General features: G+C 72.5%; 22 protein-coding genes and 2 pseudogenes. 16 read left to right on the forward strand and 8 right to left on the reverse strand.

Going from position 1 to position 26,175, the window contains the following annotated elements:
* Nucleotides 1-77 precede the first annotated feature (77 nt).
* The 7 genes and pseudogenes from WBK50_RS12245 (at nt 78) to WBK50_RS12275 (ending at nt 7,072) form a co-directional block, all read left to right on the forward strand.
* On the forward strand, nt 78-1,646 hold the full coding sequence (locus tag WBK50_RS12245; protein WP_341335719.1) for an anthranilate synthase component I: 1,569 nt from the start codon (nt 78-80) through the stop codon (nt 1,644-1,646).
* Nucleotides 1,643-2,326 (forward strand): Trp biosynthesis-associated membrane protein, encoded by a 684-nt coding sequence (locus WBK50_RS12250; protein ID WP_341335720.1) that lies wholly within the window; start codon nt 1,643-1,645, stop codon nt 2,324-2,326. The genes WBK50_RS12245 and WBK50_RS12250 overlap by 4 nt, the downstream gene beginning before the upstream one ends.
* Nucleotides 2,327-2,429: 103 nt before the next feature.
* Nucleotides 2,430-3,233: an indole-3-glycerol phosphate synthase TrpC gene (gene trpC, locus WBK50_RS12255; protein WP_341335721.1), complete on the forward strand. Its 804-nt coding sequence runs from the start codon at nt 2,430-2,432 to the stop codon at nt 3,231-3,233.
* A pseudogene (gene trpB, locus WBK50_RS12260) lies at nt 3,230-4,578 on the forward strand (tryptophan synthase subunit beta). The gene trpC and the pseudogene trpB overlap by 4 nt, the downstream one beginning before the upstream one ends.
* Nucleotides 4,575-5,375, forward strand: a complete 801-nt coding sequence (gene trpA, locus WBK50_RS12265; RefSeq protein ID WP_341335722.1) for a tryptophan synthase subunit alpha — start codon at nt 4,575-4,577, stop codon at nt 5,373-5,375. The pseudogene trpB and the gene trpA overlap by 4 nt, the downstream one beginning before the upstream one ends.
* Before the next feature lie 87 nt (nt 5,376-5,462).
* Entirely contained in the window at nt 5,463-6,437 is a 975-nt protein-coding gene (gene lgt / locus WBK50_RS12270; protein ID WP_341335723.1) for a prolipoprotein diacylglyceryl transferase, read from the forward strand.
* Nucleotides 6,434-7,072 carry a DUF2461 domain-containing protein gene (locus WBK50_RS12275; RefSeq protein ID WP_341335724.1) on the forward strand — a complete coding sequence of 213 codons (639 nt, stop codon included), beginning with the start codon at nt 6,434-6,436 and terminating at the stop codon, nt 7,070-7,072. The genes lgt and WBK50_RS12275 overlap by 4 nt, the downstream gene beginning before the upstream one ends.
* 7 nt (nt 7,073-7,079) lie before the next feature.
* Here WBK50_RS12275 and WBK50_RS12280 read toward each other — a convergent pair whose 3' ends face one another.
* A complete protein-coding gene (locus WBK50_RS12280; protein WP_341335725.1) occupies nt 7,080-7,403 on the reverse strand; it encodes a VanZ family protein in 324 nt (107 codons plus the stop codon).
* Nucleotides 7,404-7,471: 68 nt separating this feature from the next.
* On the opposite strand from WBK50_RS12280, the pseudogene pyk reads away from it, so the two are divergent.
* From pyk to WBK50_RS12300, 4 genes and pseudogenes are all read left to right on the forward strand, one after another.
* Nucleotides 7,472-8,894 (forward strand): annotated as a pseudogene (pyk, locus tag WBK50_RS12285) (pyruvate kinase).
* Between the two features lie 22 nt (nt 8,895-8,916).
* Complete coding sequence (locus WBK50_RS12290) at nt 8,917-9,822, forward strand: acyl-CoA thioesterase (protein WP_341335726.1); 906 nt, start codon at nt 8,917-8,919, stop codon at nt 9,820-9,822.
* 23 nt (nt 9,823-9,845) lie between these two features.
* Entirely contained in the window at nt 9,846-11,144 is a 1,299-nt protein-coding gene (locus WBK50_RS12295; RefSeq protein WP_341335727.1) for an O-acetylhomoserine aminocarboxypropyltransferase/cysteine synthase family protein, read from the forward strand.
* Nucleotides 11,144-11,638, forward strand: coding sequence for a CoA-binding protein (locus WBK50_RS12300; RefSeq protein ID WP_341335728.1), 495 nt, complete (start codon nt 11,144-11,146; stop codon nt 11,636-11,638). The genes WBK50_RS12295 and WBK50_RS12300 overlap by 1 nt, the downstream gene beginning before the upstream one ends.
* Nucleotides 11,639-11,642: 4 nt before the next feature.
* Here the strand turns inward: WBK50_RS12300 and WBK50_RS12305 are convergent, their stop codons facing one another.
* On the reverse strand, nt 11,643-11,870 hold the full coding sequence (locus tag WBK50_RS12305) for a hypothetical protein (protein WP_341335729.1): 228 nt from the start codon (nt 11,868-11,870) through the stop codon (nt 11,643-11,645).
* 273 nt (nt 11,871-12,143) lie between these two features.
* On the reverse strand, nt 12,144-13,292 hold the full coding sequence (locus tag WBK50_RS12310; protein WP_341335730.1) for a DUF418 domain-containing protein: 1,149 nt from the start codon (nt 13,290-13,292) through the stop codon (nt 12,144-12,146).
* A 108-nt stretch (nt 13,293-13,400) separates the two neighbouring features.
* Here WBK50_RS12310 and WBK50_RS12315 point away from each other — a divergent pair, with 108 nt between their 5' ends.
* A complete protein-coding gene (locus WBK50_RS12315; protein WP_341335731.1) occupies nt 13,401-14,387 on the forward strand; it encodes a malate dehydrogenase in 987 nt (328 codons plus the stop codon).
* A gap of 32 nt (nt 14,388-14,419) precedes the next feature.
* On the opposite strand, the gene treZ is transcribed toward WBK50_RS12315, so the two are convergent.
* The 5 genes from treZ to WBK50_RS12340 form a co-directional block, all read right to left on the reverse strand.
* Nucleotides 14,420-16,216 carry a malto-oligosyltrehalose trehalohydrolase gene (gene treZ, locus WBK50_RS12320; protein WP_341335732.1) on the reverse strand — a complete coding sequence of 599 codons (1,797 nt, stop codon included), beginning with the start codon at nt 16,214-16,216 and terminating at the stop codon, nt 14,420-14,422.
* 307 nt (nt 16,217-16,523) lie between these two features.
* Nucleotides 16,524-16,985: a MarR family winged helix-turn-helix transcriptional regulator gene (locus tag WBK50_RS12325; protein ID WP_341335733.1), complete on the reverse strand. Its 462-nt coding sequence runs from the start codon at nt 16,983-16,985 to the stop codon at nt 16,524-16,526.
* A gap of 186 nt (nt 16,986-17,171) precedes the next feature.
* Nucleotides 17,172-19,514, reverse strand: coding sequence for a malto-oligosyltrehalose synthase (gene treY, locus WBK50_RS12330; protein ID WP_341335734.1), 2,343 nt, complete (start codon nt 19,512-19,514; stop codon nt 17,172-17,174).
* A 4-nt stretch (nt 19,515-19,518) separates the two neighbouring features.
* Nucleotides 19,519-21,669 (reverse strand): glycogen debranching protein GlgX, encoded by a 2,151-nt coding sequence (gene glgX / locus WBK50_RS12335; RefSeq protein WP_341335735.1) that lies wholly within the window; start codon nt 21,667-21,669, stop codon nt 19,519-19,521.
* 181 nt (nt 21,670-21,850) lie between these two features.
* Nucleotides 21,851-22,318, reverse strand: a complete 468-nt coding sequence (locus tag WBK50_RS12340) for a PPOX class F420-dependent oxidoreductase (RefSeq protein ID WP_341335736.1) — start codon at nt 22,316-22,318, stop codon at nt 21,851-21,853.
* A 59-nt stretch (nt 22,319-22,377) separates the two neighbouring features.
* On the opposite strand from WBK50_RS12340, the gene WBK50_RS12345 reads away from it, so the two are divergent.
* Genes WBK50_RS12345 through WBK50_RS12360 form a run of 4 tightly spaced genes read left to right on the forward strand, consistent with a single transcriptional unit; the run spans nt 22,378 to nt 26,174 of the window.
* Nucleotides 22,378-22,806, forward strand: a complete 429-nt coding sequence (locus WBK50_RS12345) for an HIT family protein (RefSeq protein WP_341335737.1) — start codon at nt 22,378-22,380, stop codon at nt 22,804-22,806.
* Between the two features lies 1 nt (nt 22,807).
* Nucleotides 22,808-23,476: a histidine phosphatase family protein gene (locus WBK50_RS12350; protein ID WP_341335738.1), complete on the forward strand. Its 669-nt coding sequence runs from the start codon at nt 22,808-22,810 to the stop codon at nt 23,474-23,476.
* 36 nt (nt 23,477-23,512) lie between these two features.
* The gene (dxs, locus tag WBK50_RS12355) at nt 23,513-25,495 is read left to right on the forward strand and encodes a 1-deoxy-D-xylulose-5-phosphate synthase (RefSeq protein ID WP_341335739.1); all 1,983 of its coding nucleotides are present in this window, start codon (nt 23,513-23,515) and stop codon (nt 25,493-25,495) included.
* Between the two features lie 13 nt (nt 25,496-25,508).
* Nucleotides 25,509-26,174 carry a response regulator transcription factor gene (locus WBK50_RS12360; protein ID WP_341335740.1) on the forward strand — a complete coding sequence of 222 codons (666 nt, stop codon included), beginning with the start codon at nt 25,509-25,511 and terminating at the stop codon, nt 26,172-26,174.
* Nucleotide 26,175: the final 1 nt, after the last annotated feature.

Raw genomic sequence — 26,175 nt, forward strand, 5'->3', positions numbered from 1 at the left:
CCGGTGCAGCGGCGGCGCAGGGAGGCCGTTCACCGCCCGCTCGACCGGTCCCGTCCGGGACGGGCGACAATGGCCCGATGACCGCCAGCCTCACCGCACCCGCCGCCGCGCTGGGCACGGTCACCCCGAGCCGCGAGGAGTTCCGCCGCCTCGCCGAGAACCACCGCGTCATCCCCGTCGCCCGGCGCCTGCTCGCCGACGACGAGACGCCGGTCGGGGTGTACCGCAAGCTCGCCGGGGGCCGGGCCGGCACGTTCCTGTTCGAGTCCGCGGAGAACGGCCGGTCCTGGTCGCGCTGGTCCTTCGTCGGGGCGCGGTCCGCCGCGGCGCTCACCACGGTCGACGGCGAGATCCGCTGGACCGGCGAGGTGCCGGCCGGCATGCCCGCCGACGGCGACGTGCTCGACGCCCTGCGGACCGTCGTCGAGGAGCTGCACAGCGAGACGCTGCCCGGGCTGCCCCCGCTCACCGGTGGTCTCGTCGGGTACATGGGCTACGACATCGTCCGGCGCCTCGAGCGCATCGGCAGCGCCGGGAACCCGCCGGTCGACGACCTGAGGCTGCCCGAGCTGGTCATGCTGCTCGCCACGGACATCGCGGCGCTGGACCACCACGAGGGCACGGTCACGCTGCTGGCCAACGCGATCAACTGGGACGGCTCCACCGAGCGCGTCGACGAGGCCTACGACGACGCCGTCGCCCGGCTGGACCGGATGACCGACGAGCTGTCCGCCCCGGCCGCGTCGACGGTCGCGGCGTTCACCCGGGTCACCGAGCCGGAGTTCCTCCGCCGCCGCACCCCTGCCGAGCACCACGCCGCCATCGAGGTCGCGAAGGAGCAGATCCGCTCCGGCGAGGCGTTCCAGATCGTGGTGTCGCAGCGCTTCGAGATGGACTGCGAGGCGGACCCGCTGGACGTCTACCGGGTCCTGCGGGCCACCAACCCCAGCCCGTACATGTACCTGCTCAACCTCGAGGACGCCTCGGGCGGCACGCCGTTCACGATCGTCGGTTCCAGCCCGGAGGCCCTGGTCACGGTGCTGGACGGGCAGGCCACCACGCACCCCATCGCCGGGACGCGCTGGCGCGGCGAGACGGACGAGGAGGACGAGCTGCTGGAGAAGGACCTCCGCACGGACGAGAAGGAGCGCTCCGAGCACGTCATGCTCGTCGACCTCGGCCGCAACGACCTCGGCCGCGTCTGCGAGCCGGGCACGGTCAAGGTCCGCAACTTCTTCTCCGTCGAGCGCTACAGCCACGTCATGCACCTGGTCTCGACGGTCACCGGGACGCTGCGCGCGGACCGCAACGCGGTCGACGCCGTGCTGTCCTGCTTCCCGGCCGGCACCCTGTCCGGCGCGCCGAAGGTCCGCGCCATGCAGGTGATCGACGAGCTGGAGCCCACCCGGCGCGGCCTCTACGGCGGGATCGTCGGGTACCTGGACTTCGCCGGGAACGCGGACACCGCGATCGCGATCCGCACCGCGCTGGTCCGGGACGGACGCGCGTACGTGCAGGCGGGCGGCGGGATCGTCGCGGACTCGGACCCCGAGGCCGAGGACACCGAGTGCCGCAACAAGGCGAAGGCCGTCCTGGCGGCGGTCGCGACCGCGTCCACGCTCGCGAAACCGTCGATGCGACGATGAGCCCGCCCCGGCCCGGCGGCGGACGACGGCTCGCCGTCGTCTGCCTCGGGCTGCTCGCGGGCGCGCTGGCACTGTGGGGCTCCACCAGGCTGACCTGGGCCTCCGCCGTCGTGGCGACGGCGCGGGGGCCGGTCCCGGCCGAGGCGACGGGGGCCGGGATCGCACCGTCGCTGACCGGTGTCGCCGTGCTGGCGGTGGCCGCGGTGGCCGCGTCGGTGGCGGTGTCCGGGATCGCCCGCCGGGCTCTGGGGCTCATCGTCGTACTCGCCGGCGGGGCGTCGGCCTGGGTGGCATTCGACTCGTGGCTGAGCCCGCCGGATGCGGCGACCCTGCGCCGGCTCTCGGGCACGGCGTCGACGGAGCCCGTCGGGAACGTCGTGGTGGCGCAGAACGCGGCGCCGTGGCTCGGGGTGCTGGGCGGGCTCCTGGTGCTGGCCGCGGGCCTCGTGCTCGTGGTCGCGGACCGGAGCCTGCCGAGGATGGGCGCGAGGTACGCGGCGCCCGGCGCGGAGATGAGCGTCGTGGACCCGGACCGGGCGGCGTGGGACGCGCTCGACGAGGGCCGTGATCCGACCGTCGATCCGGGGAACGTGCCCGGCCCTGCGGATCTCGATCACCCGGACGCAACCCCGGACGACGGGCGGGGACCTGGACGTGGCGAACGGCGACGGGCTGTTTAGCATGTGCGGAACGCCTGGTAGGCCCGGACCCGAGAGGGGAGCAGCCCCGTGGGCGAGCACGGTGAGGACGAGGCAGTGAGTGGATCCCTGAGCTTCCGGAAGTGTGCTCGACTCCATCGTGGACGGTGTCCGGGAGGACCTGGCCGTCCGCGAGGCGCAGATCGACTTCGCCGGGATCAAGAAGCTGGCCGCGGCCGCGCCGCCGCCGCGGGACGTGCTGGCCGCGCTGCGTGAGCCCGGCATCGGCGTGATCGCCGAGGTGAAGCGGCGCAGCCCGTCGAAGGGTGCGCTGGCGAACATCCCCGACCCGGCCGTGCTGGCCAAGTCCTACGCCGAGAACGGCGCGCGGGTGATCAGCGTGCTCACCGAGCAGCGCCGCTTCGGCGGCTCGCTCGCGGACCTCGACGCGGTGCGCGCCGTCGTCGACGTGCCGCTCCTGCGCAAGGACTTCGTCGTCACCCCGTACCAGGTGCACGAGGCCCGGGCGCACGGTGCGGACCTGGTGCTGCTGATCGTCGCGGCGCTGGAGCAGAACGTGCTGGACTCCCTGCTGGACCGGGTCGAGTCGCTCGGGATGACCGCGCTCGTCGAGGTGCACACCGAGGAGGAGGCGGACCGCGCGCTCGAGGCGGGGGCCAAGGTCATCGGGGTGAACTCGCGGAACCTGCACACCCTCGAGGTCGACCGGGGGCTGTTCGGCGAGCTCGCGCCGGGTCTGCCGAACGACGTCCTGCGGATCGCCGAGTCCGGTGTCCGGGGGCCCAGTGACCTGCTCACCTACGCCGGCTGGGGCGCGGACGCGGTGCTCGTCGGCGAGGGCCTGGTGACCAGCGGGGACCCGGGCGCGGCCGTGCGGGGGCTGGTGGCTGCGGGCTTCCACCCCTCGTGCTCCAGAATGGTGCGGTGAGTACTCAGCAGGTCCAGGCGAGCGACGGCATCGACACGCCGTCGGGTCACGAGCCCGACGAGAGCGGCCACTTCGGCCGCTACGGCGGCCGATGGGTGCCCGAGGCCCTGGTCGCGGCGCTGGACGAGCTGGAGACGGCGTACGAGAAGGCGCGGCACGACCCCGAGTTCCTGAGCGAGCTCGACCGGTTGCACCGGGACTACTCCGGCCGCCCGTCCCCGCTGACGGACGTCCCGAAGCTGTCGCAGCACGCCGGCGGTGCGCGGATCCTGCTCAAGCGCGAGGACCTGAACCACACCGGCTCGCACAAGATCAACAATGTGCTCGGCCAGGCGCTGCTCACCAAGCGCATGGGCAAGAAGCGGGTGATCGCCGAGACCGGCGCGGGCCAGCACGGCGTCGCCACGGCCACGGCCTGCGCGCTGCTGGACCTCGAGTGCGTCGTCTACATGGGCGAGGTCGACACCCGGCGGCAGGCGCTCAACGTCGCCCGGATGCGGTTGCTCGGCGCCACCGTCGTCCCGGTCAAGACGGGGTCGCGCACCCTGAAGGACGCGATCAACGAGGCATTGCGGGACTGGGTCACCAACGTCGACTCCACGCACTACCTGCTCGGCACGGTGGCCGGCCCGCACCCGTTCCCGCAGATGGTGCGGGACTTCCACCGGATCATCGGGCTCGAGGCGCGGGCGCAGGTGCTCCAGCGCACCGGGCGGCTGCCCACCGCGATCGCGGCGTGCGTCGGCGGCGGTTCGAACGCCATCGGGATCTTCCACGCGTTCCTCGACGACGCGGGCGTCCGGCTGGTGGGCTTCGAACCCGGCGGCGACGGCGTCGAGACCGGCCGGCACGGCGCCACCCTGACCGAGGGCTCGCCCGGTGCCCTGCACGGCGCCTTCTCCTACCTGCTGCAGGACGAGGACGGCCAGACCAGCGAGTCGTACTCGATCTCCGCCGGGCTGGACTACCCGGGCGTCGGGCCGGAGCACGCGCTGCTCAAGGACATCGGCCGCGCGGAGTACCAGCCGGTCACGGACGCGGAGGCGATGGACGCGTTCGCGCTCCTCTGCCGTACCGAGGGGATCATCCCGGCGATCGAGTCCGCGCACGCCGTGGCGGGTGCGCTGCGGCTGGGCAAGGAGTCGGGCCGGACGCTGTCATCCTGGTGAACCTCTCCGGGCGCGGGGACAAGGACGTCGACACGGCCGCGAAGTGGTTCGGGATGATCGGCGAGGACGAGAGCGCGGAGTCGGCGGACGGGACGGCGATCGCGGAGGGTGCCGTCAAGGACACTGCGGGTTCGTTCGCGGACGCCGGCAGCAAGACCGAAGGGATCCAGTCGTGAGTGTCGCGGACGTCTTCGCCAGGTGCCGGGCCGAGGGCCGCGGCGCCCTGGTGGGCTACCTCCCCGCCGGCTACCCGACCGTCGACGGCTCCGTCGAGCTGCTCACCGCGATGGTCGAGGGCGGGTGCGACCTCCTCGAGGTCGGCATCCCGTACTCGGACCCGGTGATGGACGGCCCCACGATCCAGGCCGCCGCCGAAGGCGCGCTGCAGAACGGCTTCCGGCTCCGGGACGTGTTCTCGGTGGTCGAGCGGGCGACCGCGGCCGGCGGGAACTGCGTCGTCATGACGTACTTCAACCCGGTGCTGCGCTATGGCGTCGAGAACTTCGCCCGGGACCTCGCCGCGGCGGGCGGGCTCGGCGTGATCACCCCGGACCTGATCCCGGACGAGGCCGGCGAGTGGTTCGCGGCGTCGGAGAAGTACGGCCTGGAGCGGATCTTCCTGGTCGCGCCCTCGTCGACGGAGCAGCGGATCGCGTCCACCGCGGCCGCGAGCTCGGGCTTCGTCTACGCCACGTCGATCATGGGCGTGACGGGCGCGCGGGACACCGTGGCGGGAGCGGCCTCGGAGATCGTCGCCCGGACCCGTCCGCACACGACCCTGCCGATCGGCGTGGGGCTCGGGGTGCGCAACGGCGACCAGGCCGCGGAGATCGCCGGGTTCGCGGACGGTGTCATCGTCGGCTCCGCGTTCGTGACGGCCGCGGAGCAGGGCGGCCCGCAGGCCGTCCGCGCCCTCGCCCAGGAACTCGCGGCGGGCGTCGCCCGCGCAGGCCTGGCCACGCAACCCGCCTGAACGCGGCGCCCCCGACCGCGTTGTGGCTCCACGACGCGGGCCGACGGCGGGGGCGGTTCCGTCGGGGACGCGCGCTACGGTGAGCCGGTGAGTGGCGCGCTGCCCGGCTTGGTCCTGGCCTACCTGCCCAGTCCTGACCGCGGGGTCTGGCACCTCGGCCCGATCCCGATCCGGGCCTACGCGCTCTGCATCATCCTGGGCATCGTCGTGGCGGTGACCTGGGGCGAGAAGCGCTTCGTCGCCCGTGGCGGGGAGCCCGGCACGGTCCTGGACGTCGCGGTGTTCGCGGTGCCGTTCGGCCTGGTCGGCGGCCGGCTCTACCACCTCGCGACGGACTGGCGGACCTACTTCGGCCCCGGCGGGGACCCGATCCGGGCGCTGATGATCTGGGAGGGCGGCCTCGGGATCTGGGGGGCGATCGCGCTCGGCGCGGTCGGCGCCTGGATCGGCTGCCGACGAAGGGGGGTCCCGCTGCCGTTCTTCGCGGACGCGGTGGCGCCCGGGATCCTCGTCGCCCAGGCCGTCGGGCGGCTCGGCAACTACTTCAACCAGGAGCTCTACGGCGGCCCGACGACGGCGCCCTGGGGCCTGGAGATCTACGAGCGGGTCGACCCGGCGACAGGCCTGCAGGACTCGCTGAACGGCGTCGCGGTCGGTGATCCGATCGCGATCGTGCAGCCGACGTTCCTCTACGAGCTGATCTGGAACCTGATCGTCGCCGGGCTGATCGTCGTCGCGGACCGCAGGTTGCGGCTCGGGCACGGCAGGGTGTTCGCGCTCTACGTCGCGGGCTACACCTTCGGCCGGTTCTTCATCGAGCTCCTGCGCACGGACCCGGCGACGCGGGTGTTCGGCGACATCCGGATCAATGTCGTCGTCTCGGCCGTGGTGTTCGTCGCCGCGGTCGTGTACTTCGTCCTGGCCCGGGGGCGAGGACCGCGCGAGGTGCCGCCCACCCCCGCGACCGACCCGGACGCCGGGGACGAGCCGGGCGAGGGCGACGCCGCCACCACGGACCCGGACGAGAAGGTGCCCGGCACGGCCGGCGACCGCAGCTCGTGAGCGGGTTCTCGGGCTTCGGGGACGGCGCCGTCGAGTTCTACGACGGGCTCGAGGCGGACAACTCGAAGGCGTACTGGACGGACCAGAAGGCCGTCTACGACGAGCACGTCCGCGGCCCGATGCTGGCGCTGCTCGCCGAGCTCGAACCGGAGTTCGGTGCGGGCAAGGTCTTCCGGCCGTACCGGGACGTGCGGTTCTCCGCGGACAAGACGCCCTACAAGACGCACTGCGGCGGGTACGCCTCGCCGTTCTACGTCCAGGTGGGCAGCGACGGCCTGATGGCCGCCTGCGGTTACTACGCGATGGCGCCCGACCAGGTGGCGCGCTACCGCACGGCCGTGGACGACGAGCGCCGCGGCGAGGCGCTGCGGAGGATCGTCGCGACGGCGGAGAAGGCCGGTCTCGAGATCGGCGGCGAGATGCTGAAGACCCGGCCCAGGGGCGTCGACCCGGAGCATCCCCGGCTGAGGCTGCTGCGGCACAAGGGCCTGCACGTCCGCCGTCGCTGGGCCCCCGACGACGTCCTGCACGAGCCCGGCTGCGTGGACCGGGTGCGCGAGGTCTGGCGGGCCGGGCGGCCGCTGGCGGAGTGGCTCGCGGACCACGTCGGCCCCAGCGAGAACCCGCGGCGATGACCGCCCGCTAGACCTGCCGCGCGACGGCGAGTCGACGCACGGCGGCGTAGGCCGCGACCCCCAGCAGCACCCCCGCCACGTCGATCAGGCCGTCGGGCACGTTCCCGTTCCGGCCGATCGGCAGCAGCGCCTGCAGCACCTCGGAGAGCGCCGCGTACGCCGCCAACAGGGCGAGTACGGCCCACGCCGCCGTCCCGGCGAACCTGGCGGTCACCGCCAGGAGGGTGAACAGGGCCAGATGGACAAGCTTGTCGACACCGGAAAGAGCAGTCGGCACCCCGGATGCGGGAGTGAACAGCACAACCACGCTGACCAGCAGCGCAAACGTCACCGGCCACCACCGCACTGTTCTCTCGCCTCCAACCTGATCGTTACAGAGAGCGCGCTAGTCTGTGTCGTGTGACCCGCCGTACCAAGATCGTCTGCACCATCGGCCCCGCCACGGCCACCCCGGACCGTATCCGAGAAGCTCGTCGACGCGGGGATGGACGTCGCCCGGCTGAACTTCAGCCACGGGACCCGGGACGACCACAAGCGCGTCTACGAGATGGTGCGCGCCGCCGCGGACGCGTCGGGCCGTGCCGTGGGCATCCTGGCGGACCTGCAGGGGCCGAAGATCCGGCTCGGCACGTTCGCCGACGGCCCCACCGAGTGGCACACCGGGGAGGAGGTCCGGATCACGGTCGAGGACGTGCCCGGCACGCACGACCGGGTCTCGACCACCTACAAGGGCCTCGCCGAGGACGCCCGGGCGGGGGACCGCCTGCTCGTCGACGACGGCAAGGTCGGCCTGCGCGTCGTGGCCGTCGAGGGCGACGACGTGATCTGCAAGGTCACCGAGGGCGGCCCGGTCAGCAACAACAAGGGCCTGTCCCTGCCCGGCATGAACGTGTCGGTCCCCGCCATGTCGGAGAAGGACTGCCTGGACCTCGAGTTCGCGCTGGACCTGTCCGTGGACGTGATCGCGCTGTCCTTCGTCCGCAGCCCCGCGGACATCGACGGCGTGCACAAGATCATGGACGGCAAGGGCGTCCGGCTGCCGGTGATCGCCAAGCTGGAGAAGCCGGAGGCCGTCGACAACCTCGAGGCCATCGTGCTGGCGTTCGAGGGCGTGATGGTCGCCCGCGGCGACCTGGGCGTCGAGCTGCCGCTGGAGAACGTGCCGCTGGTGCAGAAGCGGGCGATCCAGATCGCGCGGGAGAACGCCAAGCCGGTCATCGTGGCCACCCAGATGCTGGACTCGATGATCACCAACTCGCGGCCGACCCGCGCCGAGGCCTCGGACGTCGCGAACGCGGTGCTCGACGGCGCGGACGCGCTGATGCTCTCCGGCGAGACGGGCGTCGGCCGGTTCCCGATCAAGACCGTCCGCACGATGGCGACGATCATCGAGGCGGTCGAGGCCGGCCCGGCCGGGGTCCCGCCGCTGAACCACGTGCCGCGGACCAAGCGCGGCGTGCTGTCCTACGCCGCGCGGGACATCGGCGAGCGCCTCTCCGCCCGGGCCCTGGTCGCGTTCAGCCAGTCCGGGGACACCGTGCGCCGGCTCTCCCGACTGCACACGCGGCTGCCGCTGCTGGCCTTCACCCCCGCCGCCGAGGTGCGCAGCCAGCTCGCCATGACCTGGGGCGTCGAGACGTTCCTGGTGGACCGGGTGGATTCCACGGACGCCATGGTCCGCCAGGTGGACCAGGCCATGCTGTCGATCGGCCGCTTCCAGCCCGGTGACCTGGTGGTCATCGTCGCCGGTTCGCCGCCCGCGACGGTCGGCTCGACGAACCTCATCCGGGTCCACCGGCTGGGCGAAGAGGATCACGCCTGACCCGACCTGCGAGACTGCACGCGTGAGCAGCAGCGATCCGCAGGTCGGGACGGAGATCGGGGTCGACGGGACGCCACGCGGGCAAGCGGTCCTGGACGACCTCGTACGCCTCCTGGACCTGGAGGTCCTCGAGGTCAACCTGTTCCGGGGCGTGAGCCCGGCCGAGTCGCCGACCAACGTGTTCGGCGGCCAGGTCGCGGGGCAGGCGCTGGTCGCCGCGGGCCGGACGGTCCCGGCGGACCGGCACGTCCACTCGTTGCACGCGTACTTCATCCGGCACGGTGACCCGAGCATCCCGATCGTCTTCGAGGCCGAACGGATTCGCGACGGCCGCTCCTTCAGCACCCGCCGGGTCCTGGCGATCCAGCGCGGGGAGGCGATCTTCGCGCTCTCGGCCTCGTTCCAGGTCGACCAGGCGGGGCTCGAGCACACCACGCCGATGCCCGCCGGTGTCCCCGAGCCGGAGATGCTGCCGGACCTCGCGGAACGGGTCCTGGGCGGCGACAAGGGTGGCTGGCTGACGATGCTGCCGCGCTCGCTGGACGTCCGGCTGGTCGACGAACCCGTGTGGACGGAGGGCCGGGTCGCCACCGACGAGCCGGTGCGGGCCTGGATCAAGGCGGACGGGGTGCTGCCGGACGACCGGTTGCTGCACCTGTGCCTGCTGACCTACGTCAGCGACCTCACGCTCCTGGGATCGGTGGTGTCCCGGCACGACGTCAGCACCACGCAGGTGCAGATGGCGAGCCTGGACCACGCCATGTGGTTCCACCAGCCCTTCCGCGCGGACGAATGGCTCCTCTACGAGTGCTGGTCGGGAGCGGCGTCCGGCGGGCGCGGCCTCGGGATGGGCCGCTTCTACACCCGCGACGGGGTCCTGGTGGCGAGCACGGTGCAGGAAGGTCTGGTCCGGCTGCCGCGCGCCTGAGCCCGGCGGGGCAGGATGGGGCCATGACGGAGCAGGATCGCGCCTGGGGGTTCCGGACCCGGGCGGTGCATGCGGGGTCGGTGCCGGACTCGGCCGTCGGAGCGCGGGCGGTGCCGATCTACCAGTCCACGAGCTTCGTCTTCGAGGACACGAACGACGCCGCCAGCCTCTTCGCGCTGCAGAAGTACGGGCTGATCTACAGCCGGATCGCGAACCCCACGGTCTCGGTGCTCGAGGAGCGGCTGGCCAGCCTGGAGGGCGGGATCGGCGCGGTCGCGACGGCCAGCGGCCAGGCCGCGGAGTTCCTCACTTTCGCGTGCCTCGCGGGAGCGGGGGACCACGCGGTCGCGGCGTCCGGGCTCTACGGCGGCACCATCACCCAGCTCGACGTGACGCTGCGCCGCTTCGGCGTGGACACCGTGTTCGTCGGCGGGGGAGACCCCGCGGACTACGCGAAGGCGATCACGGACAAGACCAGGTTCGTGTTCACCGAGGTCGTCTCCAACCCGGGCGGCGAGGTCGCGGACATCGCCGGGCTCGCCGAGGTCGCGCACGCCGCGGGCGTCCCGCTGATCGTCGACGCGACGCTGGCGACCCCGTACCTGTGCCGGCCGATGGAACACGGCGCGGACATCGTGATCCATTCCGCGACGAAGTTCCTCGGCGGGCACGGCACCACGCTCGGCGGGGTCGTGATCGAGTCCGGCCGGTTCGACTGGGGCAACGGGCGCTTCCCCTCGATGACCGAGCCCGTCCCGTCCTACGGCGGTCTGACGTGGTGGGGGAACTTCCAGGAGCTCGGCTTCCTGACCAAGCTGCGGGCCGAGCAGCTCCGTGACGTCGGGGCCACCCTGTCCGCGCACTCGGCGTTCCTGCTGATCCAGGGCGTGGAGACGCTGCCGTTCCGGATGGACGCGCACGTGGCGAACGCCCAGGTCGTCGCCGAGTGGCTCCAGGCGGACCCGCGCGTGGAGTACGTGCGCTACGCCGGGCTGCCGGACCACCCGCACCACGAGCGCGCGAAGCGGTACCTGCCGAAGGGCCCGGGCGCCGTCTTCGCGTTCGGGGTGAAGGGCGGCCGGGCCGCGGGCGCGAGGTTCATCGAGTCCGTGCAGCTCTGCAGCCACCTCGCCAACGTCGGCGACGCCCGCACGCTCGTCCTGCACCCGGGCTCGACGACGCACCAGCAGCTCACCGCCGCCCAGCTCGAGGACGCGGGCGTCCCGGAGGACCTGATCCGGATCAGCGTGGGCATCGAGGATCCGGAGGACATCCTCTGGGACCTGGACCAGGCGCTGGCCGCCGCGGTGAAGGAGGCCTGATGAGCATCGTGGCGAGTTCCTGGGAGAACCCGTCCGCGCTCGCGCGGCAGCGGATCCTGCGCGAGACCCGGACCGTGGCCGTGGTCGGCGCGTCACCGAACCCGGCGCGGGCCAGCAACTTCGTCGCGACGTACCTGCTGGCCAGCACGGACTACGAGGTCTGGTTCGTGAACCCCAACGCGACGGAGATCCTCGGCAGGCCCGTGTACCCCACGCTCGCGGACCTGCCCGCCGTCCCGGACATGGTGGACACGTTCCGCCGCCCCGAGGACCTCGGGGGCGTGCTCGACGAGGTGCTCGCCCTGGACGGGGTGAAGACGTGGTGGCTGCAGTTCGGGCTGTGGGACGAGGCCCTGGCCGCGAGGGCGGAGGCCGCCGGGCTCGCCGTCGTCATGGACAGGTGCCTGAAGGTGGAGCACGCGCGTTTCCACGGCGGGCTGCACCTGGCCGGGTTCGACACCGGCGTGATCAGCGCGCGCAGGCGCGAGGCGTAGGACCTCAGGTCAGCAGCAGGACGGTCAGGATCGACGTGAGGGCACGCAGGAACCAGAACGCCGGGAACGCGATCAGGGCGAGCCGCCAGAGCTCGGTCCAGCCGCGCTTCCTGGCCACCTGGTAGGTCGGCCAGGAGGCGCCGGCCGTGCAGATCGCGATCCAGAGGAGCTGGATCACCCAGCCGACCGCGTTGCCGGGTCTGCCGAACAGCACCACCAACAGCAACGCCACGACGGCCCACACGGCGGCGCCGGCGAGCGCGCGGGAGTAGGGGACGTCCGGCCGGAGGCCCGTCGGGGGAGCGCTTCGGCGGCCGGGTAGGGCGGCGCGCCGGGCATCGGTGCGTGCGGGAGCTGCGCCGAGGGGTCGACCGGCTGGTATCCGGGCCCGCCCTCCCAGGAGAAGGAGTCGCTCGGACGGCCGCGCGCCGATCGAGACCGTTTGCCCCCACCCGGGTGTCCGCCGCCTTTTCCGGCCATACGGCGAGGGTAGCCCGGTGCCGGCTCAGCCGTAGGTGAGCCGCCGCAGGAGGCGCTCCGCGGGGCCCCGTTCCCCGCGCCGTTCCGCGACGACGGCGAGCACCAGGATCAGCAACCATGTGCCGACCGCCAGCACGGAAACCTGCCACACGCTCAGCCGGGCGCCGAGGTCCAGCGTCCAGGCGGGCAGCAGCGCGGCGAACACGACGGACTGGCCGAGGTAGCAGGACAGCGAGCGCCGCCCGCACGCCCCGAGCGGCCCGCCCCCTGCGCCTCTGATGCGGGTCGCGAGCAGGCCGAACAGCGCCGCGTACCCGAGCCCGCCCGCGTAGCCGGTGAGCGCGTGCAGGGCGTGCACCAGCCCGCGGACGGCGGGGCCCATGGTCCAGAGCCCGGCCGCCGCGAGCGCCAGCGGCAGCCCGCCCAGGACCGCCGCCGCGAGGCCGCCCGCCGCGACCCGGGCCAAGAGCGCCCGGTGGCGGCCCGGCTCGTCGAGGATCCGTAGGCGGGCCGCCCACGCCCCGAACGCCACCGCGCCGAAGACCCCGAGGGTCTGGGAGAGCACGCCGATCAGGCCCCACTCGATCGCGCGGTTCACCAGCGCCGTCAGCGGGTCCCGGACGCCCGAGGAGAACAGCACGCTCGTGCCCCGGCCGTCCGTCGCGGCGCTGCCGAAGGCCACGAAGGTGGCGACCACCGTGCCGACCACCGCTGTCGTGAGCAAGGACACCACGGTGCCCGCCACCAGGATCCCGGCCAGCAGCACGGTCGTCAGGCCGTAGGCGCCGATGATGTCCCCGGGGAACAGGAGCAGGCCGTGCACCAGCCCGATCAGCAGCAACGCGCGGCCCCGCCGGCGGACGAGGGAGGTGACGTCCCCTGGTTCGGCGCCGCCGGCCAGCCGGCGGCGCGCGAGCTGGGTCACCCCGTAGCCGACCAGCACCGCGAACAGGGGATAGGCGCGGCCGTCGACCAGGACGAGCTGCGACGCCGCCACGACCGCGGAGACGGGGTCGAGCTCGGCGGGGTAGCCGCGGACGCCCAGCGGGCGCCCGTGCAGCAGGACGTGGGCGTTCGCCAGGGCGATGAGCAGCAGCATCCCGCCACGGGCCAGGTCCGGTGCGAGAGCCCGCGCGGCGGCGGGGGTGGCGCCGGGATCGGCCTTGCGGGTCATGGCGACAGCCTAGGGAAGCGCCGGCACGTCACCCGATGAGCGCAGGGCCGGCGCCGCGCGTGATCCCCGTCGCGGCGCGCCCGGGGGCCGAGGGTCTAGCCTTCGTGCGTGTCTACCCCTCCTGTCACCGTCACTGTCACCGGAGCCGCTGGCCAGATCGGTTACGCGCTGCTCTTCCGGATCGCCTCCGGGCAGCTCCTGGGGCCCGACACCCCGGTGAAGCTGCACCTCCTGGAGATCCCGCAGGCCGTCAAGGCCGCCGAGGGCACCGCCATGGAGCTCGAGGACTGCGCGTTCCCGCTGCTGTCCGGCATCGAGATCTTCGACGACGCCACCGCCGCGTTCAACGGCGCCAACGTCGCGCTGCTCGTCGGCGCCCGCCCGCGCACCAAGGGCATGGAGCGGGGAGACCTGCTCGAGGCCAACGGCGGCATCTTCGCCCCGCAGGGCAAGGCGATCAACGAGGGCGCGGCGGACGACATCCGCGTGCTCGTCGTCGGCAACCCGGCCAACACCAACGCCCTCATCGCCCAGGCGGCCGCGCCGGACGTCCCGGCCGAGCGCTTCACCGCGATGACCCGGCTGGACCACAACCGCGCCCTCGCGCAGCTGTCGAAGAAGCTGTCGGTCCCGCTGAGCGACATCAAGAAGCTCACGATCTGGGGCAACCACTCGGCCACCCAGTACCCGGACCTCTACCACGCCGAGGTCGCCGGCAAGATCGCCGCCGAGCAGGTGGAGGAGTCCTGGCTCAAGGACGAGTTCATCCCGACGGTCGCCAAGCGCGGCGCGGCGATCATCGAGGCCCGTGGCGCGTCGTCCGCGGCGTCGGCGGCGAACGCGGCCATCGACCACGTCTACGACTGGGTCAACGGCACCCCCGAGGGTGACTGGACCTCCGCGGCCATCCCGTCCGACGGCTCCTACGGCATCGCCGAGGGCATCATCTCGAGCTTCCCCGTCACGTCGAAGAACGGGAAGTGGGAGATCGTCCAGGGCCTGGAGATCGACGCGTTCTCCCGCGAGAAGATCGACGCGTCCGTCGCCGAGCTCGTCGAGGAGCGCGAGGCCGTCAAGGGCCTCGGCCTGCTGTAACCCTCCCCTCGTCGCACGAACGGCACTCTCGTTCAGACCTGCTGAGCGAGAGTGCCGTTTGTGCGTTCGGGCGGGGACGGGCTGCAGGACTCCAGGACGGTGATCGCGAAGGCCTCCGCCGGCATCGTCAGGGCGTCGCCCTCGCCGATCACCGGCTCGCTCGCCAGCAGGATCCGCTCGACCGGCGCCGCGAGCTCGAGTGTCACCTGCTCCGGGCCGAGGTTCACCAGCACCCGCAGCCGCCCGCGGTGGATCACCAGTGTGCGTGCCTCCGGGTGGACGTCGACGCCGACCTCGTCCAGCCAGGGGTCCGAGAGCTCCGGCCACGCCCGGCGCAGCGCGATGAGCTCCTTGTACAGGGCGAACAGGGTCTTGTGCGGCTCCTGCTCCAGCTCGGTCCAGTCCAGCTTGGAGTCCGTGAAGGTGCTCTCGGCGTTCGGGTCCGGCACCTCGACGTCGCTGCCCCAGCCGTGCTCGGCGAACTCCGCGGTCCGGCCCTTGCGGACGGCCTCACGCAGGCCCTCGTCCGGGAAGTAGGAGAAGAACTGCCAGGGCGTGCGCGCGCCCCACTCCTCGCCCATGAACAGCATCGGGGTGAACGGCGAGGTGAACAGCAGCGCCGCTCCGCAGGCCAGGATGCCGGGGGAGAGCACCTGGGTGAGCCGGTCCCCGGTGGCGCGGTTGCCGATCTGGTCGTGGTTCTGCAGGTAGGTGACGAACCGGTGGCCCGGGATGCGGGTCGTGTCCACCGGGGCGCCGTGCGTCCGCTTCCGGAAGCTGGACCACGTGCCCTCGTGCAGGAACCCGTGCGTGAGGACGTGCGCGAGCCCGGCGAGGTCCGCCTCGGCGAAGTCCGAGTAGTAGCCCTGGGACTCACCGGTGAGCACGGTATGCAGGCTGTGGTGGATGTCGTCCGCCCACTGGGCGTCCATCCCGAGTCCGCCCGCGTCCCGTGAGGTGATCATCCGCGGGTCGTTGAGGTCGGACTCCGCGATCAGCGAGAGCGGCCGGCCGACGTGCGCCTCCAGGGCCGTGACCTCCTTCGAGAGTTGCTCGAGGAGGTGCTGGGCCCGGGTGTCCCGCAGCGCGTGCACGGCGTCGATCCGCAGCCCGTCGACGTGGAAGTCCCGCAGCCACATCAGCGCGTTGTCGATCGCGAAGCGCCGCACCTCGTCCGACCACGCGCCGTCGAGGTTCAGCGACGGACCCCAGATGTTGGCACCCGCGAAGTACGGCCCGAAACGGTCCAGGTAGGCGCCGGAGGGCCCGAGGTGGTTGTAGACGACGTCCAGCACGACGCCGAGCCCGCGGGCGTGCGCCGAGTCCACGAAGCGTTTGAACCCGTCCGGTCCGCCGTAGTTCTCGGTGACCGCGTACCAGCCGACGCCGTCGTAGCCCCAGTTCCGGGGCCCGTCGACGGCGTTGACGGGCAGCACCTCGACCATGTCGACCCCGAGCGCGACCAGGTGGTCCAGCTTCTCGATCGCGGCGTCGAAGGTGCCCTCGTCGGTGAACGTGCCGATGTGGCACTCGTAGAGGACGCTGCCGGCCAGCGTGCGGCCCGTCCAGGCCTGGTCCGTCCACCAGAACGCGTCCTGGTCGTAGCGCCGGGAGGCGGCGTGCACCCCGCTGGGCTGCCACGCCGAACGCGGATCGGGCAACGGGGTCTCGTCGTCGTCGATCAGGAAGGCGTAGGCCGAACCGGGACCGTTGTCCTCGACGTCCGCCCGCCACCAGCCGTCGGCCGCGCGCTCCATCGGGAACGCCTCGCCGTCGACCACCACCCGGACCCTGTCCTTCTCGGGGGCCCACACCGCGTACTCAGCCACGGAGGGAATCCTGCCGGTTGGGGAGCGTGGCCGCGCGTCCTGCCCCCTGGTTTCCGGTGTGATCCTGGGTTCCGGGCGGGCTGCGGTCGTGCGGTGGTGCGGAACCGCCGGACGGTCGGGGGGCAAGAATCGTCCGGCGGTTCCGGCAACGTGGTACCGGCAGCACGGGGGTCGGCCGGTAGCCACATACGTTGCGAGTTCGACTGTAGGGAAACCGCGGGCGGCCCCACTCGGCTGAACAGCCGCTTTTTCCTGCAGATTGTCGTGAATGACGGAAGTGTGATTTCCGGATGATCCGGTGGTCGAATCAACCGGTCTTCTCGAGCGCCTCCGTCATGCCGGGGATGTCCCGGGCACGTGCGGCGAGCCGTTCGACCACCTGCTCCAGGACGCGGTCGACGTTCTCGGCCAGGGCCGCGTCGGTGTCCCCGAGCCCGTCCATGACGTCCCGGAAGAACACCTGCCAGACGGTCTCGGCCGTGGCCCGGCCGCGGGGGGTGAGGTCGATGAGCAGGCTGCGCCGGTCCCGCGGGTTGTTCCGCCGGACGACGTGCCCGGCCAGTTCGAGCCGATCCAGCTGCGAGGTGATGGTCGCGGGCGTCACACCCACCCTGCGGGCGAGTGCGGACGGGGTGCAGGAGCACTCGTGCAGCAGATGGACCAGGATCGTCGTCTCCGACGTGCCCAGCCCCAGTGCCTTCCCGACGGTCTGCCGGTAGGCGTCCGCCACCGCCACCACCTGTCGCAGCCGTGCTGCGAGGTCGTTCACCGTTCTCCTTCTTGCCTCGATCCTCGAGACACCGTGGTGTCAACGTCGATCACGGGCGCAGTGGTTCCGGGGGGTGACCCGCGTCATCCGATACACAATGCGTCTTACGCAACAACTCCGGCCCCGCCGCCGGGCGGGAACCGGGGCGGCCCGCCGGTCGTCGAGCAACCGGCAGGCCGACCCGGATCAGGCCGGACGGACGAGCAGCGCCACGGGATAGCGCGCGAGGAGTCGCTCCAGGCGGGGGGCGGCGCCGTCGACCGGGGCGTCCGTGAGGATGTCGTGCCAGTCCGTGGTGCCACCCGGCAGGGGAAGGACGGTGTCCTCCCACCCCCCGCGCGCCGCCAGGCCGACCGGGAGGCGTGTCGCGACCGCCACCAGCGAGTCGCTCCGGGCGAACGCGACGGCGTGCTCCGCCGCCGGGCCCTGCGCAGGCACGGCCCGGTAGCCGGTGAACAGCTCCGGGCGGTACCGGCGGAGCCGCGCGGCGCTGGCCGTGACCAGTAGCTTCGCGGCCCCCTCGGCGTCGACCTCGGGGAGCCAGCCCTCGTCGAGGCGGGCGAGCAGGGCTCGGCGCGCGGCGAAGTCCACCGGCCGGCGGTTGTCCGGGTCCACGAGGGAGTACTCGAAGAGCTCGGTGCCCTGGTAGACGTCCGGGACACCGGGGCCCGCGAGCTGCAGGAGCTTCTGCCCCAGCGAGTTCGTCCAGCCGGGCTCGGCGATCCGGGCGACGAACCGCTCGACCTCCGACACGAGTTCCGCGTCCGCGAGGACCTGCTTCGGCCAGGCCGCGATCGCCTCGTCGACCTCGGGTACCGCCTCCACGTGGCTCGTCACGAGCTTGGCCTCCTTCGAGGCCTTGCCCAGGTACGACGAGAGCCGCTCGGCGGAGATGGGCCAGGCGCCGACCAGGCTCTGCCAGGCCAGCAGGTCCAGCGAAGGGTGCGGCAGCGGGTGCCGGGCGGCCCAATCGCGCACGAGGCCCGTCCACTCGCGGGGGATCTCGGCGAGCACCGCGAGGCGGGCGCGCACGTCCTCGGACCGCTTCGTGTCGTGCGTGGAGAGCGTGGTCATGGTGCGGGGCACGGAGGCCTCGCGCCGGGCCAGCGCGGTGTGGAACTCGGCGGGGGAGACGCCGAAGCGTCCGGGGTCCCCGCCGACCTCGTTCAGCGCGACGAACCGGTTGTAGCGGTAGAACGCCGTGTCCTCGACGCCCTTCGCCATGACCATGCCCGACGTCTGCTGCACGCGGGTGGCCAGCGCCCCCTCCGGGTCCGCGAGCATCGCGGCGTGGAGGGCGACCAGGACGTCCGCGAGATCCGGCCGGTTCGCCCGGGCCACCGCGACCGCGGTGTCCAGCGACTCCCGGCCCTCGGGCAGGTAGCTCCGGTACACCGGGAACCCGCAGAGGAACTCCGCGACCGCCTCGCGGACGCGGTCCGCGGCGGGCCCGGGGTCCTCGTCCGTGCTCGGCGCGGCCTCCGGGACCGGGACGAGGGCGGCGATCCGCCGGACCTCCGCGGCCAGGATGGTGTCCGCGACCTCGCGCCGTCCGCGCCGTTCGGCGGCGTGCGAGGACTCCTTGACGCCGGTGTGCTCGGCGGCGAACTGCGTGATCAGGCCGGCGCCGTCCGGGTCCACGAACACCCCGCAGACCTCGCGCAGCGCCTCGTAGCCGGTGGTGCCGTCGATGGGCCACGAGACGGGGAGGTCCTCGCCGACGCCCAGGATCTTCTCCGCGAGCAGCCAGCGCTCCGGCCCGATCGCCGCGCGCAGCCGGCGCAGGTACCCACCCGGGTCCGAGAGGCCGTCCGGGTGGTCCACGCGGATGCCGTCGACGTCCCCTGACTCGACCCAGCGCAGGATCTCGCGATGGGCGTCCGCGAACACCTCGGGCAGCTCGACGCGGACGGCGGCGAGGGTCGAGACGTCGAAGAAGCGGCGGTAGGTGAGCTCCGCGGCCCCGCGCTTCCACGAGCAGAGGCGGTAGTGCTGCCGCTCGTGGACCTCCTGCGGGGTGCCCGCACCTTCGGTGCCGGGGGCCACCGGGAAGGCGTGCTCGTAGTAGCGGAGCTCGGTGCGGTCCTCGGAGAGCGACAGCTCGCCGAGCGCCTTCTCCTCGTCCGCGTCGAGGATCGGGAGCAGCACCGGGCCGGCGTCCCAGTCGATGTCGAAGTGCCCCGCCCACCGCGAGCCGCGGCCGTGCTCGAGCACGTCCCACCACCACGGGTTCGCCTTCGCCACCTCGACGCCGACGTGGTTGGGGACGATGTCGAGCACGAACCCGAGCTCGGCCTCGCGGACGGCGGCGACGAGGGCCTTGAGCCCCTCCTCACCCCCGCGCTCGGCGGAGATCCGGGTGGGGTCCACGACGTCGTAGCCGTGGTTGGACCCGGCACCGGACTCCAGCAGCGGCGACGAATACAGCGCGCCGACGCCCAGGGCGTTGAGGTAGGGCACGAGCTCGACGGCGTCGGTGAACGTGAGGTCCCGGGAGAACTGCAGGCGGTAGGTCGAGGAGGGGGCCATGGCTCTAGTTCGTCCGCTGCAGCACGAGCAGGGACCGCGCGGGCACAGTGTGAGTGGCCCCGGCCATCACCGTGGGCGGCTCCGCGGCGATGACGCCGGGGGCAGTGGTCAGCGTGGTCACCTCACCCGCTGCCGTATCCACGACGATCGCCCATTCCTTGCCGTACTCGGCCGGCGGCAACGTCATCTCGATGTCCTCCCAGTGGGCGTTGAACGCGAGCAGGAACGAGTCGTCCGTGACGCGCTCCCCGCGCTGGTCCACGTCCGTGATGCCCTCGCCGTTCAGGAACGCGACGACGGACTTGCCGAAGCCCGAGTCCCAGTCCTGCTCGGTCATCTCCTCGCCGGCCGGGGTGAACCAGGCGATGTCCGCCAGGGAGTCCCGCCGCCGCGGCGCGATGGGCCGGCCCGCGAAGAACCGGCGCCGGCGGAAGACGGGGTGCGCGGCGCGCAGGGCCGCGACGCCGGAGGTGAAGCCGATCAGCCCGGCGTTCTTGCCCGCGAGCGACCAGTCCACCCAGGCGATGTCGTTGTCCTGGCAGTAGACGTTGTTGTTGCCGCCCTGCGTGCGCCCCAGCTCGTCGCCGTGCAGCAGCATCGGCGTGCCCTGGCTGAGCAGGACCGTGGCGATGAAGTTGCGCTCCTGGCGGGCGCGCAGCTCGAGCACCGCCGCGTCGTCCGTGGGGCCCTCGACACCGCAGTTCCAGGAGCGGTTGTGGCTCTCGCCGTCGTTGCCGCCCTCGCCGTTGGCGTCGTTGTGCTTCTCGTTGTACGAGACCAGGTCCGCCAGGGTGAAGCCGTCGTGCGCGGTGGCGAAGTTGATCGACGCGTAGGGGCGCCGGCCGTCGTCCTGGTACAGGTCCGAGCTGCCGGTGATCCGGGAGGCGAACTCGCCCAGCGTGCCCGGCTCCCCGCGCCAGAAGTCCCGGACGGTGTCCCGGTACTTGCCGTTCCACTCCGTCCACAGCGGCGGGAAGTTGCCGACCTGGTACCCGCCGGGGCCGACGTCCCAGGGCTCCGCGATCAGCTTGACCTGGCTGATCACCGGGTCCTGCTGCACGAGGTCGAAGAACACCGACAGGCGGTCCACGTCGTAGAACTCCCGCGCCAGGGTGGACGCGAGGTCGAACCGGAACCCGTCGACGTGCATCTCGGTGACCCAGTACCGCAGCGAGTCCATGATCAGCTGCAGGGTGTGCGGGTTGCGCACGTTCAGCGAGTTCCCGGTGCCGGTGTAGTCCATGTAGTAGCGCGGGTCGTCCTCGACCAGGCGGTAGTACGCGTGGTTGTCGATGCCGCGCATGGACAGCGTGGGGCCCATCTCCGAGCCCTCGGCGGTGTGGTTGTAGACCACGTCGAGGATGACCTCGATGCCCGCCTCGTGCAGGTCCCGGACCATCGCCTTGAACTCGTGGACCTGGCTGCCGGGCCGGCTGCCGCGGGTGGCGTAGGCGTGGTGCGGCGCCAGGAAGGCGATCGTGTTGTAGCCCCAGTAGTTGGACAGGCCCTTCTCCTGCAGGTGGTGGTCGTTGAGGAACTCGTGCACGGGCATGAGCTCGACGGCGGTGATCCCCAGCCCCTGCAGATGCTCGATCATCGCCGGATGCGCGAGCCCCGCGTAGGTGCCGCGCAGCTCCTCCGGGATCTCCGGATGCGCGATCGTGAGGCCGCGGACGTGCGCCTCGTAGATCACCGACTCGTGGTAGGGGATCTTCGGCGGGCGGTCCGAGCCCCAGTCGAAGTACGGGTTGACGACCACGGACTTCGGCACGAACGGCGCGGAGTCCCGGTCGTTGCGGCTCTCCGGGTCCCCGAAGTTGTAGCCGAAGACGGCCTCGTCCCACTTGACCGCCGCGTCGACGGCCTTCGCGTACGGGTCGATCAGCAGCTTATTGGGGTTGCAGCGCAGCCCCTGTGCGGGGTCGTAGGGGCCGTGGACCCGGTAGCCGTAGCGCTGCCCAGGCTCGACCGCCGGCAGGTACGCGTGCCACACGAACCCGTCGACCTCGGTGAGCCGGATCCGGGTCTCCTTGCCGCGCGGCGAGAAGAGGCAGAGCTCCACCTTCTCGGCGGCCTCGGAGAAGAGCGCGAAGTTCGTCCCGGCCCCGTCGTAGCTCGCACCCAACGGGTACGGGTTGCCCGGCCACGGACGCATGCTTGTTCCTCTCATCCCGGCATCGGAGAAGTCCGGCTGCCGTGTCCAACCATTTGCTGGGTCCCGGTCCTGTCGACCCACGGGGCCCGGGTGGGGCACCGTCGACCCGTGGGAGACGAATCTACCGGGCTGCGCCGGCGCCCGTGGCCGGCCGACCTCGGGGTGTGACGGTCCCCGCAGCTCAGGCTTCCGCGAGCCGCGCCGGGAATCCGCCGGTGGCGATCGGGCTCCAGCGCGTGGGGGTGATCCGGATGAGCGCCTTGCCCTGTGCCGTCATCGCCTCGCGGTACTCGTCCCAGTCCGGGTGCTCGCCGGAGATGGACCGGAAGTACTCGACGAGCGGCTCGAGCGCGTCCGGAAGCGTGATCAGCTCGGCGTCCCCGTCCACCTGCACCCAGGCGCCGTTGAACTCGTCCGACAGCACGACCACCGACGCCTTCGGGGTGCGCGCGACGTTGGCCGCCTTCGCACGCTCGGGATAGGTGGAGATCACGATCCGGCCCTCCGCGTCGACCCCGGAGGTGACGGGCGAGCCCTGGACGCCGCCGTCCGCACGGGTGGTGAGCAGGACGACCTTGTGCCGGGGGCGGAGGAACTCGAGGAGCTCGTCGCGCCCGACGGAGGTGGTGGTGGCGATCGTGCGGGGCATGGGGAAGACCTTAGGAGATCCCACCGATGGTCGCCCGGTACCGGATAGGGTGCGGGGCGATGAGCACCTTGTTCACGAAGATCATCGACGGCGAGCTGCCGGCCCGGTTCGTCTGGTCGGACGACCGCTGCGTCGGCTTCCTCTCGATCAACCCGCTCGGCCCGGGGCACACCCTGGTCGTGCCGCGCGAGGAGGTCGACCACTGGGTCGACGCCGACCCGGAGCTGGTCGCGCACCTCACGGGCGTCTCGCACACGATCGCCAAGGCGGTGGACGCGATCTGGAAGCCGCCGCGCGTCGGGTTCCTGGTGGCCGGTTTCGAGGTCCCGCACCTGCACCTGCACGTCTTCCCAGCCTGGGACATGGCGGCGTTCGACTTCGCGAACGCGGCGAAGTCCGTGGATGCCGAGGAGCAGGAGGGGTACGCGGAGCAGCTGCGTGCCGCCCTCCGGGACGCAGGGCACGGCGAGCACGTGCCGGAGGCCTGACGTGCGGCTCGTCCTCGTCCGGCACGGGCTGCCGGAGCGGGTCCACACCGACGGCGGCGGGGCCGATCCCGACCTGACCCCGCTCGGCCACGAGCAGGCCGCACGGGTCGTCGGCGCACTCGAGGGGGATCCCGTCGACGCCGTCTACGCCAGCACGATGCGGCGCGCGCGGAGCACCGCGGTGCCCCTGGCCGCCGCCCGCGGCCTGGAGCCGCGCCTCGTGCACGACCTGCGCGAGTACGACTCCGACGACCGCCAGTACGTCCCCGTGCACGAGCTGGCGCGGAGCAACCCCGAGGTCTGGCAGCGGATGCTGAACGGGCACCTGCCCGCGCACGTCGACGTCGAGGCGTTCCGCGGCCGGGTCGTGGCGGCGATGGAACGGGTCGTCGAGGCGCATCCGGGCCGGGGCACGGCCGTCGTGTTCGCCCACGCGGGGGTCGTCAACGTCTACCTGGCACACGTCCTCGGCATCGCGCTGTCGCTGCCCTTCCCGCTGGACTACACGGGAGTGACGAGGATCGTCGCGAGCCGGGACGGGCTGCGGAAGGTGCGCACGGTGAACGAGGTCGCGCACGTCAGGGACCTGTTGGACATGCAGCCCAGGCAGGTCGACACAGCCGGCCGGCCCGTGCAGAGCGCCGTGGGGACGTCCGTCACCGGGTCGTGACCGCGCGGTGATCGGCGTCGTCCGTACAGTGGGCCCGTGACCGTGCTGGCATCCGTCAGGGGCCCGGCCGACCTGAAGAGGCTCGGACCCGAATCGCTGACCGCGCTCGCGGCCGAGATCAGGGAGTTCCTGGTGAGCTCGGTGTCCCGCACCGGCGGGCACCTCGGGCCCAATCTCGGCGTCGTCGAGCTGACGATCGCCCTGCACCGGGTCTTCGACTCGCCGCGGGATGCGCTGATCTGGGACACGGGCCACCAGGCCTACGTCCACAAGCTGCTCACCGGCCGTCAGGAGGGCTGGGACCGGCTCAAGAAGACGGGCGGGCTATCGGGCTACCCGAGCCGCTCCGAGAGCGTGCACGACATCGTGGAGTCCAGCCACGCGTCGTCCTCGCTGTCCTGGGCGGACGGGCTGGCCCGCGCCTACGCGCTGACCGGGCAGCAGCGGCACGTCGTCGCGGTGATCGGGGACGGCGCGCTCACCGGCGGCATGGCCTGGGAGGCGCTCAACAACATCGCCGCCGCCAAGGACCGCAACGTCGTCGTGGTCGTCAACGACAACGGGCGGTCCTACGCGCCGACCATCGGCGGGCTCGCGGACCGGCTCGCCACACTGCGCCTGCAGCCGGGCTACGAGCGCGTCCTGGAGGCCGGCAAGCAGACGCTGCGCGGCACGCCCGTGATCGGCCCGGCGCTCTACGCGGGCCTGCACGCCCTGAAGGCCGGCATGAAGGACGCGATCAGTCCGCAGGAGCTGTTCGGGGATCTCGGCCTGAAGTACTTCGGCCCCGTCGACGGGCACGACGTCGCGGCCATGGAGTCCGCGCTACGCCGCGCCCGGCACTTCGGCGGTCCGGTCGTCGTGCACGCGGTCACGCGCAAGGGCAACGGGTACCTGCCGGCCGAGAACGACGAGGCCGAGCAGATGCACAGCCCGGCCGCGTTCGACCCGCTCACCGGGCTGCCCACCGGCCCCGAGACCACCGGCTGGACCAGCGTGTTCGCCGAGGAGATGGTGGCCCTCGGGACGCGGCGGCCGGACGTCGTCGGGATCACGGCGGCGATGCTCGGCCCCACCGGCCTGGCGGCGTTCGCGAAGGCGTTCCCGGAGCGCTGCATCGACGTCGGCATCGCCGAGCAGCACGCGCTGACCTCCGCGGCCGGGCTCTCGCGCGGCGGGATGCACCCCGTCGTCGCGCTGTACTCGACGTTCCTCAACCGGGCGTTCGACCAGCTCATGATGGACGTGGCCCTGCACGGCGAGGCCGTGACGCTGGTGCTGGACCGTTCCGGGGTGACCGGCAGCGACGGCCCGTCGCACAACGGGATGTGGGACCTGTCGATCCTCGGCGTGGTGCCGGGGATCCGGGTCGCCGCGCCGCGGGACGCCGGGACGTTGCGCGAGGAGCTGGCCGAGGCGGTCGCCGTGGCGGACGGGCCCACCGCCCTGCGGTTCCCGAAGGGCGCGGTCATCGAGTCCGTGCCGGCGGTGCGGCGGGTCGGCGAGGTGGATGTGTTGCACGAACCGTCGGTCTCGCACGGGCGGGTCAACGGTTCCGGGCACACCACGGTGGCGTCCGTGCTGATGGTCTGCGTCGGCGCCTTCGGCGAGCTGGGTGTGGCCGCGGCCGAGCGGCTCGCGCGGCAGGGGATCGGCGTCACCGTCGTGGACCCGCGCTGGGTGCTCCCGGTGCCGGAGGTGCTGGTGGGGCTCGCGCAGCAGCACCGGCTCGTCGTCACGGTGTCGGACGCCGGGCGGCACGGTGGCTTCGGTTCCGCGCTGGCGGACGTGCTGCGGTCCAACGAGGTCGACGTGCCGCAGCGGGACGTCGCGCTCCCGCAGGAGTTCCTGGAGCACGGCAGCCGGGGCGACGTGCTGGCCGCGGTCGGGCTGACCGCGCAGGACGTGGCCCGCCGGGTCACCGAGTGGGCGTCCGCGCTGCCCGGCTGCCTGCCGTCGATGCCGGCGGAGGTCGTCCTCCCGGCGGAGCAGGCACAGGAGGAGCAGAGGCGCCGATGAGGGATCCGGTCCGATGAGGGTTCTCGTGGTCGAGGACGAGGCGGTGCTCGCCGAGGCGGTCGCCCGCGGGCTGCGGCGCGAGGGCATGGCCGTGGACGTCGCCCTGGACGGGGACAGCGGGCACGAGAAGTCCGCGGTGACCCGCTACGACGTCGTCGTGCTGGACCGGGACCTGCCCGGGATGTCCGGGGACGCGCTGTGTGCCGCGATCGTCGAGTCGGGCGCCACCACGCGCGTGCTGATGCTGACGGCGAGCGGCACCCTGGAGGACAAGGTCGACGGCCTGTCCAAGGGCGCGGACGACTACCTCGCCAAGCCGTTCGACTTCCCGGAGCTGGTCGCCCGCGTCCGCGCGTTGGGCCGCCGCGCCACCCCGGCCGTGCCGCCCCTGCTCGTCGCCGGGGACGTCGCCCTGGACCCGGCCCGGCGCACCGTGGCGCGCGCGGACCGGCCGGTGGAGCTGACCCGCAAGGAGTTCGGCGTCCTCGAGGTGCTGCTCGGCGCCGGCGGGGCCGTGGTCAGCAGCGAGGAGCTCCTGGAACGGGTCTGGGACGAGAACGCGGACCCCTTCACGACGACGGTCCGGGTCACCGTGATGACCCTGCGCAAGAAGCTCGGCGAGCCCGGCGTGATCGAGACCGTCGTGGGCGCGGGCTACCGGGTGCCGGCCGCGGGCTGAC

Source organism: Pseudonocardia sp. T1-2H (genome assembly GCF_038039215.1).
GTDB lineage: Bacteria > Actinomycetota > Actinomycetes > Mycobacteriales > Pseudonocardiaceae > Pseudonocardia.

Excerpts from the sequence above, each read along its gene's own strand:
- WBK50_RS12345 (WP_341335737.1), top strand. The coding sequence starts at position 22,378 with ATGAGCACCTTGTTCACGAAGATCATCGACGGCGAGCTGCCGGCCCGG.
- WBK50_RS12295 (WP_341335727.1), top strand. The coding sequence starts at position 9,846 with ATGACGGAGCAGGATCGCGCCTGGGGGTTCCGGACCCGGGCGGTGCAT.
- WBK50_RS12360 (WP_341335740.1), top strand. The coding sequence starts at position 25,509 with ATGAGGGTTCTCGTGGTCGAGGACGAGGCGGTGCTCGCCGAGGCGGTC.
- WBK50_RS12310 (WP_341335730.1), bottom strand. The coding sequence starts at position 13,292 with ATGACCCGCAAGGCCGATCCCGGCGCCACCCCCGCCGCCGCGCGGGCT.
- WBK50_RS12300 (WP_341335728.1), top strand. The coding sequence starts at position 11,144 with ATGAGCATCGTGGCGAGTTCCTGGGAGAACCCGTCCGCGCTCGCGCGG.
- WBK50_RS12250 (WP_341335720.1), top strand. The coding sequence starts at position 1,643 with ATGAGCCCGCCCCGGCCCGGCGGCGGACGACGGCTCGCCGTCGTCTGC.
- treY (WP_341335734.1), bottom strand. The coding sequence starts at position 19,514 with ATGGCCCCCTCCTCGACCTACCGCCTGCAGTTCTCCCGGGACCTCACG.
- WBK50_RS12340 (WP_341335736.1), bottom strand. The coding sequence starts at position 22,318 with ATGCCCCGCACGATCGCCACCACCACCTCCGTCGGGCGCGACGAGCTC.
- glgX (WP_341335735.1), bottom strand. The coding sequence starts at position 21,669 with ATGCGTCCGTGGCCGGGCAACCCGTACCCGTTGGGTGCGAGCTACGAC.
- WBK50_RS12245 (WP_341335719.1), top strand. The coding sequence starts at position 78 with ATGACCGCCAGCCTCACCGCACCCGCCGCCGCGCTGGGCACGGTCACC.